This is a genomic window from Mycobacterium sp. (assembly GCF_046091765.1).
In the GTDB taxonomy this organism is placed as follows: Bacteria; Actinomycetota; Actinomycetes; order Mycobacteriales; family Mycobacteriaceae; genus Mycobacterium.
On record NZ_JBJTCF010000100.1, the window covers coordinates 1 to 10,500 of the forward strand.

Consider the following 10,500-nt stretch of genomic DNA (forward strand, 5'->3'; position numbering starts at 1 on the left):
ACCGCGCGATCGTCATCGACCACAAGTATCCGCACGAGGAACAGTCTAGGGGTCGCGCGGACTGATCAGGCTATTTGCTGCGGGCGGGCCTCAGCGCCGGTCGAGGTCGACCAGGCCCAGCCGGGCGGCCTTGAGCAGCCGTCGGGGCACCTTGTGCCGGCGGCCGCCGACGGTCACCCCGACCAGGCCGGGGGCCTCAGCCTTCCATTGCGAACGCCGACTGCGGGTGTTCGAGCGCGACATGCGGCGCTTGGGCACAGCCATGACGTCCCTCTCCTTGATCAGGGGTTTTGCCACGCGCAACCGGCGGGCATATCGCAAGGATAGCCCGTGACCTCGGCGGGCTCCAAAACGGCGAGGGCGTTGCGCGCCGGTGCGGACCCCTTGACGGGCCGCCCGCCCGGGCCAGTAACCTGCCGGTGGGTTGGCTCCGGTGCTCGACCGTCGAGGGGAGGCATCGCGCGTGGCGGATGCGGTGCGGATCGGCAACTGCTCGGGGTTCTACGGCGACCGGCTGGCCGCGATGCGCGAGATGCTCACCGGCGGCGACCTGGACTACCTCACCGGCGACTATCTGGCCGAGCTGACCATGCTGATCCTGGGCCGCGACCGGGCCAAGAGCCCCGAGCGCGGCTACGCCAAGACCTTCCTCGGCCAACTGGAGCACTGCCTGGGCCTGGCCCACGACCGCGGCGTGCGCCTCGTGGCCAACGCCGGCGGCCTCAACCCGGCCGGGCTGGCGGATGCGGTGCGCGCACTGGCCGGGCGGCTCGGCGTCCCGGTCACGGTGGCCCACGTCGAGGGCGACGACCTGCTGGGGCGGGCCGGCGAACTCGGGCTGGGCAGCCCGCTGACCGCCAACGCCTACCTGGGCGCCTGGGGCATCGTGGAGTGCCTGCGCTCCGGAGCCGACGTGGTGGTCACCGGCCGGGTCACCGACGCCTCGGTGGTCGTCGGTCCGGCGGCCTTTCACTTCGGCTGGGGCCGCGAGGACTACGACCGGCTGGCCGCGGCGGTGGTGGCCGGGCACGTCATCGAGTGCGGCACCCAGGCCACCGGCGGCAACTACGCGTTCTTCACCGAGATCGCCGACCCGCCCGGACTTGGCCACGCCGGCTTCCCGATCGCCGAGGTGCACGCCGACGGTGCGGCGGTGATCACCAAGCACCCGGGCACCGGCGGTCAGGTCAGCGTCGGCACCGTCACCGCGCAACTGCTCTACGAGATCGGCGGTGCGCGCTACGCCAACCCCGACGCGACCGCGCGATTCGACACCATCACCCTGCACCCCGACGGCGCCGACCGGGTGCGGATCAGCGGGGTGCGCGGCGAGCCGCCGCCGCCGACGCTGAAGGTCTCGCTCAACGCCCTCGGCGGCTACCGCAACTCCGCGACGTTCGTGTTGACCGGTCTGGACATCGAGGCCAAGGCCGAGCTGGTGCGCGCCCAGCTGACCGCCGGGCTGTCCGAGCCGCCCGCCGAGATGGTCTGGACACTGGCGCGCACCGACCGGCCCGACGCGGACACCGAGCAGACCGCCAGCGCGCTGCTGACCTGCACGGTGCGCGACCCCGACCCTGACAAGATCGGGCGCCGGTTCTCCTCGGCGGCAGTCGAACTGGCGCTGGCCAGCTATCCCGGATTCCACACCACCGCCCCGCCGTCGGAGGCCTCGGTCTACGGGGTGTTCACCGCGGGCTACGTTCCCGCCGACGCGGTCGACCAGGTGGCCGTCCACCCCGACGGCGCCCGGGTTCCGATCCCGCCGGCCGCACAGACCCTGGTGCTCGCCGATCTCGCCGATCCCGCGCTGCCCGAACCGCTGCCCGCCGGGCCGACGCGACGGGTGCCGCTGGGGACGATCGCCGGCGCGCGCAGCGGCGACAAGGGCGGCGCGGCCAACATCGGGGTGTGGGTGCGCACCGACGAGCAGTGGCGCTGGCTGGCCCACGTCCTGACCGTCGACGCGATCGCCGCACTGCTGCCCGAGGCGGCGGATCTGAAGATCACCCGCCATCTGCTGCCCAACCTGCGCGCGGTCAACGTCGTCATCGACGGCATCCTCGGTCGTGGTGTGGCCTACCAGGCGCGCTTCGACCCGCAGGCCAAGGGCCTGGGCGAGTGGCTGCGCAGCCGCCATGTCGACATCCCCGAAGCGATCCTGCCGTGACCCGGCTGCACAGCACCCTGGACCCGGCGTCGCCGGCCTACCGCGAGGCCGCCGGGGCGATGTCGGCCAAGCTCGCCGAACTCGACGTCGAACTGGCCGGGGCGCTCGCCGGTGGCGGGCCGAAATACGTTCAGCGCCATCATGATCGGGGCAAGCTGACCGCGCGCGAGCGCATCGAGATGCTGGTCGACCCCGACTCGCCGTTTCTGGAGCTGTGCCCGCTGGCCGCCTACGGCACCGACTTCGCGGTCGGGGCCAGCGTGGTGATCGGGATCGGCGTGGTGGAGAGGGTGGAGTGCGTCCTGGTCGCCAACGACCCGACGGTCAAGGGTGGCACGTCCAACCCGTGGACGCTGAAGAAGATCCTGCGCGCGCATCAGATCGCACTGGAGAACCGGCTTCCGCTGATCTCGCTGGTGGAGTCCGGCGGTGCGGACCTGCCGACCCAGAAGGAGATCTTCATCCCGGGCGGGCGGATGTTCCGCGACCTGACCCGGCTCTCGGCGGCGGGCATCCCCACCGTCGCGCTGGTGTTCGGCAACTCCACCGCCGGGGGCGCCTACGTGCCGGGGATGTCCGATCACGTCGTGATGATCCAGGGGCGCTCGAAGGTGTTTCTGGCCGGGCCGCCGCTGGTGAAGATGGCCACCGGCGAGGAGTCCGACGACGAGTCCCTCGGCGGAGCCGAGATGCACTCCCGCACATCGGGTCTGGCCGACTACTTCGCCGCCGACGAACTCGACGCCATCCGCATCGGGCGGCGCATCGTGGCCCGGCTGAACTGGGTCAAGCGCGGTCCGGCACCGCGCCCGTTCACCGAGCCGCTGGCCGATCCCGGCGAACTGCTCGGCATCGTCCCGGCCGATCTGCGCGTCCCGTTCGATCCGCGCGAGGTCATCGCCCGCGTGGTGGACGGCTCGGACTTCGACGAGTTCAAGCCGCTCTACGGCGGGTCGCTGGTGACCGGCTGGGCCGACGTCCACGGCTACCCGGTGGGCATCCTGGCCAACGCCCGCGGGGTGCTGTTCAGTGCCGAGTCGCAGAAGGCCACCCAGTTCATCCAGCTGGCCAACCAGTCCCACACCCCGCTGCTGTTCCTGCACAACACCACCGGCTACATGGTGGGCCGGGCCTACGAGGAGGGCGGGATGATCAAGCACGGCGCGATGATGATCAACGCCGTCTCCAACTCGACGGTCCCGCACATCTCGCTGCTGATCGGGGCGTCCTACGGGGCGGGCCACTACGGCATGTGCGGGCGCGCCTACGACCCGCGGTTCCTGTTCGCCTGGCCCAGCGCGAAGTCGGCGGTGATGGGGGGGACGCAACTGGCCGGGGTGCTCTCGATCGTCGGGCGCGCCGCCGCCGAGGCGCGCGGGCAGCAGGTCGACGAAGCCGCCGACGCCGCGATGCGCGCGGCGGTCGAAGCGCAGATCGAGGCGGAGTCGCTGCCGATGTTCCTCTCCGGGCGGCTCTACGACGACGGGGTCATCGACCCCCGCGACACCCGCACCGTGCTGGGGATGTGCCTGTCGGCCATCGCCAGCGCGCCGATCGAGGGGACGTCGAGGTTCGGCGTCTTCCGGATGTGAGGGCCCGGCGATGATCACCCGCGTCCTGGTGGCCAACCGCGGCGAGATCGCCCGGCGGGTGTTCGCCACCTGCCGGCGGCTGGGCATCGGCACCGTCGCGGTCTACACCGACCCCGACGCGCACGCCCCGCACGTCGCCGACGCCGACGCCCGGGTGGGTGTCGCGAGCTATCTGGACGCCGCCGCACTGGTCGCGGCCGCGCGGGCGGCCGGCGCCGACGCCGTGCACCCCGGCTACGGATTCCTCTCGGAGAACGCCGATTTCGCCGCCGCGGTGATCGACGCCGGGCTGACCTGGGTGGGCCCGCCGCCGGCGGCGATCGCCGCGATGGGATCGAAGATCGCGGCCAAGAAGATCATGGCCGCCGCGGGCGTGCCCGTGCTGGCCGACCTGGACCCCGACGCCGTCACCGCCGCGGATCTGCCGGTGCTGATCAAAGCGTCGGCCGGCGGCGGCGGCCGCGGCATGCGGATCGTGACCGACCGCGCCGAGTTGCCCGCGCAGGTGCAGGCCGCCGCGCGGGAGGCGCAGTCGGCGTTCGGCGACGCCGGCGTGTTCTGCGAGCGCTACCTGCCGCGCGGCCATCACGTCGAGGTCCAGCTGATGGCCGACCGGCACGGAACGGTGTGGGCGGTCGGCGAGCGGGAGTGCTCGATTCAGCGCCGCCACCAGAAGATCCTCGTGGAGGCGCCCTCGCCGCTGAGCGAGCGGATCCCCGGGATGCGCGAGCGGCTGCTGATCGCCGCGCGGCTCGCCGCCAACGCGATCGGCTACACCGGCGCAGGCACCGTGGAGTTCCTCGCCGAGGACGACGGCGAGTTCGCCTTCCTGGAGATGAACACCCGGCTGCAGGTCGAGCACCCGGTGACCGAGCTGACCGCCGGGCTCGACCTGGTCGAGTGGCAGCTGGCCGTCGCCGAGGGCGCCGCGCTGCCGCCCGAGCCGCCGGCGTCGCGCGGGCACGCGATCGAGGCGCGGCTCTACGCCGAGGACCCGGCCCACGGCTGGCAGCCGCAGGCCGGCACCGTGCACCGCTTCGAGGTGCCCACGGCGGCAACCCACTTCGGGCTCATCGACCGGATCGGGGTGCGGCTGGACTCCGGCATCGCCGACGGATCGACGGTCTCGATCCACTACGACCCGATGCTGGCCAAGGTGATCGCGCTGGCGCCGAGCCGCGCGCGCGCCGCGCAACTGCTCGCCGACGCGCTGGCCCGCACCCGGCTGCACGGTCTGATCACCAACCGCGACCTGTTGGTCAACGTCCTGCGTCACCCGGCGTTTCTGGCCGGGCGCACCGACACCGCGTTCTTCGACACCCACGGCCTGCAGTCCTTGGCCGCGCCGCTGGCCGGCGCGCGTGCGCTCCGGCTGTCCGCGGTGGCCGCCGCGCTGGCCGACGCCGCCGCCAACCGTGCCGCGGCGCTGACCCCGGCGGTCCCCATCGGCTGGCGCAACGTGGCCTCGGGCTTCGGGCGCAAGGTGTTCCGCGACACCGGCGGCACCGAGTTCGCGGTGTCCTACCGCTTCGCCCGCTCCCCCGCCGACGGGGTGACCCTGCCCGACGATCCGGGGGTCAGCCTGGTGTCGGCCGCCCCCGGGCGCGTGGTGCTGGCCGTGGCCGGTCGCGACGGGGCCGACGGCACCCCGGTGGCAACCGCGTTCGCGGTCACCCGCCACGGCAGCCAGGTCTGGGTGGACTCCCCGCTGGGATCGGTGGCGCTGAGCGCCGTGGCGCGCTTCGGCGAACCGGACTCGGCGGCGGCGGAGGGCTCCCTGCTGGCGCCGATGCCCGGCGCGGTGGTGCGCCTCGGCGCGGCGCCCGGGGACCGCGTCACCGCGGGGCAGCCGCTGGTCTGGCTGGAGGCGATGAAAATGGAGCACACCGTCACCGCACCCGCCGACGGGGTGCTGGCCCAACTCGACGTCACCGTCGGCCAGCAGGTCGAGGTGGGCGCGGTGCTGGCCCGCGTCGACACCGAACAGGGAGGCAACCCATGACCGACACCAGCTTCATCGAGAGTCCCGAGCGGCTGGCCCTGCGCGCGGCGGTCACCGCCCTGGCCGCCAACTACGGGCCGGACTACTACCTGGCCAAGGCCCGCTCCGGCGAGCACACCCACGAACTGTGGAAGGAGGCCGGCGAACTCGGCTTCATCGGGGTGAACCTGCCCGAGCAGTACGGCGGCGGCGGCGCGGGCATGTACGAGCTGGCGATCGTGATGGAGGAACTCTCCGCCGCCGGCTGCCCGCTGCTGCTGCTGGTGGTCTCCCCCGCCATCAACGGCACGATCATCGCCCGCTTCGGCACCGAGGAACAGAAACGGCGCTGGGTGCCCGGCATCGCCGACGGCTCGATCACGATGGCGTTCGCCATCACCGAACCCGACGCCGGGTCCAACTCCCACCGCATCACCACCACCGCCCGACGCGACGGCTCGGACTGGATCCTCTCGGGGCAGAAGGTGTGGATCTCCGGGCTCGACCAGTCCGAGGCGGTGCTGGTGGTGGGCCGGGTGCGCAGCGACGACCCGGCCAAACCCGAGTCGCTGCGCCCGGCGCTGTTCATCGTGCCCACCGACGCCCCCGGGCTGTCGTTCACCAAGATCCCGATGGATCTGGTGATGCCGGAGAGCCAGTTCCAGGTGTTCATCGACGACGTGCGGCTGCCCGCCGAGGCGTTGGTCGGCGACGAGGACGCCGCGATCGCCCAGCTGTTCGCCGGCCTGAACCCCGAACGCATCATGGGCGCGGCCAGCGCGGTCGGGATGGGCCGGCTGGCGCTGACCAAGGCCACCGACTACGCCCGCACCCGGCAGGTGTGGAAAACCCCGATCGGCGCGCACCAGGGTGTGGCGCATCCGCTGGCGCAGTGTCACATCGAGCTGGAGCTGGCCCGGTTGATGACGCAGAAGGCCGCCACGCTCTACGACGCCGGCGACGACGCCGGGGCGGCCGAGGCGGCCAACATGGCCAAGTACGCCGCCGGGGAGGCCTCGGCGCGTGCGGTCGACCAGGCGGTGCAGACCCACGGCGGCAGCGGGCTCAGCCAGGAGTACGGCCTGGCCGCGATGCTCGCCGCGGCGCGGCTGTCGCGGATCGCCCCGGTCAGTCGCGAGATGGTGCTCAACTTCGTCGCCCAGACGTCGCTGGGCCTGCCGCGGTCCTACTGAGCCGATGTCCGACACCCTGGTGGCCTACCGCGCCGACGGCGCGGTCGCCCGGCTGACGCTGGACTCCCCGCGCAACCGCAATGCGCTGTCGGCCGCACTGGTCGCCGGGCTGCACGACGGGCTGCGCCGGGCGGATGCGGACCCGGCCGTGCGGGCGGTGGTGCTCGGCCACGCCGGCGGCACCTTCTGCGCCGGGGCCGACCTGTCCGAGTCCAGCGGCGGCGACGCGTTCGAGGCCGCCCTGGCGCGCGCCCGCGAGCTGACCGCGCTGCTGCGCGCGATCGTGGCGTGCCGGGTGCCGGTGATCGCCGCCGTCGACGGCCATGTGCGCGCCGGCGGGCTCGGTCTGGTCGGGGCGTGCGACATCGCCGTCGCCGGACCGCGCAGCACGTTCGCGCTCACCGAGGCCCGCATCGGGGTGGCCCCGGCGATCATCTCGCTGACCCTGCTGCCCAAGCTCGCGGCGCGCGCCGCCGCCCGCTACTTCCTCACCGGGGAGAGCTTCGGTGCCGAGCGGGCCGCCGAGATCGGTCTGGTCAGTGCCGCGGCCGACGATGTCGGCGCCGCCGTCGACGCTCTCACCGCCGAGTTGGCCAAGGCCTCCCCGCAGGGCCTGGCCGCCTCCAAGGCGCTGACCACCGCGGCGGTGCTGGCCGGTTTCGACCGCGACGCCGAACGACTGGCCGAGGAGTCGGCGCGGTTGTTCGTCTCGGCCGAGGCCCGCGAGGGCATGCTGGCGTTCCTGGAGAAGCGCCCGCCGCGGTGGGCGGCGCCGTGAACGGGCTTTCGCCGCGGCACAGAGCGGTCGTACTCTCGGAGGCGCGATGAGCCACCCGATCCCCCACGACGCCGGACAGGTCAGCGACGACGACCGCATCTCGGTCGCCCAGTTGCTGGCCGAGGCCGCCGCCAACGGGCGGCTGTCGGTGCCGGAGTACGAGCGCCGCCTGGTCCGGGCGTACGCCGCGACGTCCTACGGCGAGTTGGAGCGCCTCGGCTACGACCTGCCCGAGGCGCTGGAGTTCCGGCGCGGCCCGTGCCGGCCGGCACCCTCGACGCTGCTGCTGGCGCTGCTGAGCGGGTTCGAGCGGCGCGGCCGATGGTGCGTCCCCGGACGGTTGACGACCGTCACCGTGTTCGGCGGCGGCCTGGTCGACCTGCGCTACGGCGACTTCACCTCACCGCGGGTGCAGATCCACGCCTACGCGATCCTCGGGCGGGTGACCATCGTGCTGCCGCCGGAGGTCAACGTGGAGGTGCGCGGCGTCGCCGTGCTGGGCGGCTTGGACCGCAGGGTCGGCCCCGGGGCGCCCGGCGCGCCGACGGTGACCGTGCGCGGTTTCTCGCTGGGCGGCGGGGTGAGCGTCAAGCGCCGCCCGCGGGTCCCCGCCGAGCCGTCCCGGTCGGGCGGGGCCTGACGGGCTACTCGGCGGCCGCCGCCTTGCGGCTGGACGCGGCGCCCTTCGTGGCCCGCTCGACACCGGAGGCGACCTTCGCGGTGGCCTTCTCGAGTGCCCCGCGCAGTCCGCGCCGCGGCGCCTTCTCGGCCTCACCCCGGGGGTCGGTCGCCGGGGCCGCGGTCACCTCGGTGCCGTCCGCGGCGTCCGCGGCGTTGTCCGCCGGGCCGGTCTCGGTGCCGTTCTCGGCGCCGTCCGCCGCGTCACCGGCCGGCTGGGCCGGCGCGCTGTCCGCCGCTGCGGTCGCCCGCACGGACTCCGCGGTGGGTTCGGCGGGCGCGTCCGCCGCGACCTCAGTGACGTCTGTGCCCGGGGTTTCAGCGGCCGGCGCTACTGCATCCGCGGAGGCCTCCGGACCGGAAACCGCGACCGCGTCGCCGGGTGCGGCCTCCGCGGCCTGCGCCGACGCCGCGGAGGGCTCACCGGCCTCAGTGACGGTGGCCACGGTCGGCGGCGACGGCGGTCCTTGAACACCGGCCAGCACGTTGATCCAGAATTGTAGGATGCCGGACAGGCCCGGCTCGTAGTAGAGCCCCAGGGTCGGCGCCTCGACCGACGGTGTTTGAAGCTCGCCGAGGTAGGCCTGGATGGTGCCGTAGATGTAGGGACCCGCCAGCGGAATGCCGTAGGCCGCGCGCGAGATCGCCGACAGACCCCGGGTCCAGCCGAGGGTCACCAGGTACGGGCCGTAGTACGCCGCCCAGATCGCCTGGCCGATCGGGTTGGGGTAGAGCAATTCGTCGGGATTCGGGAAGGGCTCTTCAAGGCCCGCCGCAAGATACTGGCCGTTGATGTAGGCGACTTCCGACGGCGGCGTGCACGGACCGCCGCCGTCCTCCACCGGTGTGCATCCGCCGATCGTTGCCATGAGCAGGTACTGCGACGCTGCGCTGAGGCCTGCATTGACTTGCTGGACGGTTACTTGGGAGGTTCCGTTCCCGAATGTCTGGATGTAGAAGGGTTCCCAGAAGTAGTTGACCACGCTGACCGTCGGGCCCGGCGTGAGGCCAAAGGGTTGGCCCGTCTCCGGGTTGATGTCATAGTTGTAATAGGTGCCGTTGAACAGGGCATCGGAGGCCAGGTACAGCGCTCCGGTGAGGCCGGTTTGGCGGCAACCGTCGACTTCGATTTTGCAGACCGTGGCCCAGGGGTCGAGGATCAGACCGCTCTCCTGGGTGTTGCTGACCCGGGCCCCCCATTCTGCGCTGCCGAAGAGGATGTTGGTCCAAACATCGGCGGGGATGGACAGCAGGTCGGCGAAGGTGGTCAACTCGTAGGCCGCGCTCGACAGCGCGGTCGGGGCGGGCAGCGAGGCCTGCGGGACCACCACCGGCGCGCCCGCGGCGATCACGGCGGCACTGGACAGTGCCGCGCCGAGTTTCAGGTGCGGCCGGGTCTGAGTCGCCATGTGCTGGATCCCCTCTTTGCGTGCGGTTCGCGCTGGTCGCGACGGACTCCCCAGTTTGCTGAGCCCCAGTGTAGACCGTCACGCCGATGATAGGGGCGAGTTTGCCGTTGAGCAAACGGAAGCGGCGTTTTTCTCGCACGGCGCGGCGGTGGGGCACTCGCCGGGACGCCGTAAAAAGGTCCCCTAACCTGCCCCGGCACGGTTGCTGGCGGTCCGGCATCAGGCCGAAAAAAGATTTCTCTCAGTTTGCTCTCAGGCTTAGCGGGGGCCGGAAAATTTGCCGAGAGCCCCCGTTGGAGCCCCGGCGGCCGTCCGGGCTCACCCCGCGACGGTTAGCCGACAGCAAACCCATCGGGCATCCAAGCCCGGGTCTGACCACGCGGTAAGCGGCGCAGCTCCGGTGTCGAGCAATGACGCTATCGCCAGGCCAGGGATCCCCGGGCCGGTTTTCGGACTCCCCCGCCGCCGGGCGTCAGCGGGTCGCCCCGCGTTCGCGGCGCGGCAACCGTCCGCCGATGCTGACCGGTTGCTCGCGGCGGGTCAGCGCCGCCGCCGCGACCGCAGGTAGTCGCCCACCACCGCGGCGCCCAGCCCGTCGAGGTCGGGTTCGACCACCCGGCCCTCGACCCGGCGGGCGACCTGGTCGATGAACCGGGCCAGGCCCGGGTCGTCGCCGAGGCGGAAGATGGTGACCTGGGC

At 72.8% G+C, this 10,500-nt stretch carries 9 protein-coding genes; 6 read left to right on the plus strand and 3 right to left on the minus strand.

All coding sequences use genetic code 11. The annotated features are described in order from the left end of the window. Positions 1–90 precede the first annotated feature (90 nt). Positions 91–264: a 50S ribosomal protein L32 gene (gene rpmF, locus ACKOB8_RS11005; RefSeq protein ID WP_526377254.1), complete on the minus strand. Its 174-nt coding sequence runs from the start codon at positions 262–264 to the stop codon at positions 91–93. Positions 265–475: 211 nt separating this feature from the next. On the opposite strand from rpmF, the gene ACKOB8_RS11010 reads away from it, so the two are divergent. The 6 genes from ACKOB8_RS11010 to ACKOB8_RS11035 are packed head-to-tail and all read left to right on the plus strand — an operon-like array spanning position 476 to position 8,354. Further along, on the plus strand, positions 476–2,170 hold the full coding sequence (locus tag ACKOB8_RS11010) for an acyclic terpene utilization AtuA family protein (protein ID WP_526377260.1): 1,695 nt from the start codon (positions 476–478) through the stop codon (positions 2,168–2,170). A 59-nt stretch (positions 2,171–2,229) separates the two neighbouring features. Continuing rightward, the gene (locus tag ACKOB8_RS11015) at positions 2,230–3,762 is read left to right on the plus strand and encodes an acyl-CoA carboxylase subunit beta (RefSeq protein WP_526377261.1); all 1,533 of its coding nucleotides are present in this window, start codon (positions 2,230–2,232) and stop codon (positions 3,760–3,762) included. Positions 3,763–3,772: 10 nt separating this feature from the next. Next, positions 3,773–5,764 (plus strand): acetyl/propionyl/methylcrotonyl-CoA carboxylase subunit alpha, encoded by a 1,992-nt coding sequence (locus tag ACKOB8_RS11020; RefSeq protein ID WP_526377255.1) that lies wholly within the window; start codon positions 3,773–3,775, stop codon positions 5,762–5,764. Continuing rightward, the gene (locus ACKOB8_RS11025; RefSeq protein ID WP_526377256.1) at positions 5,761–6,936 is read left to right on the plus strand and encodes an acyl-CoA dehydrogenase family protein; all 1,176 of its coding nucleotides are present in this window, start codon (positions 5,761–5,763) and stop codon (positions 6,934–6,936) included. The genes ACKOB8_RS11020 and ACKOB8_RS11025 overlap by 4 nt, the downstream gene beginning before the upstream one ends. Positions 6,937–6,940: 4 nt before the next feature. Beyond that, positions 6,941–7,714, plus strand: coding sequence for an enoyl-CoA hydratase family protein (locus tag ACKOB8_RS11030; protein ID WP_526377257.1), 774 nt, complete (start codon positions 6,941–6,943; stop codon positions 7,712–7,714). Positions 7,715–7,760: 46 nt separating this feature from the next. Continuing rightward, positions 7,761–8,354 carry a DUF1707 domain-containing protein gene (locus ACKOB8_RS11035; RefSeq protein ID WP_526377258.1) on the plus strand — a complete coding sequence of 198 codons (594 nt, stop codon included), beginning with the start codon at positions 7,761–7,763 and terminating at the stop codon, positions 8,352–8,354. Positions 8,355–8,358: 4 nt separating this feature from the next. Here ACKOB8_RS11035 and ACKOB8_RS11040 read toward each other — a convergent pair whose 3' ends face one another. Beyond that, positions 8,359–9,801, minus strand: a complete 1,443-nt coding sequence (locus tag ACKOB8_RS11040) for a hypothetical protein (protein ID WP_526377259.1) — start codon at positions 9,799–9,801, stop codon at positions 8,359–8,361. Between the two features lie 540 nt (positions 9,802–10,341). Then, positions 10,342–10,500 (minus strand): hypothetical protein (locus ACKOB8_RS11045; RefSeq protein ID WP_526377262.1); only part of this gene is annotated, 159 nt, incomplete at its 5' end.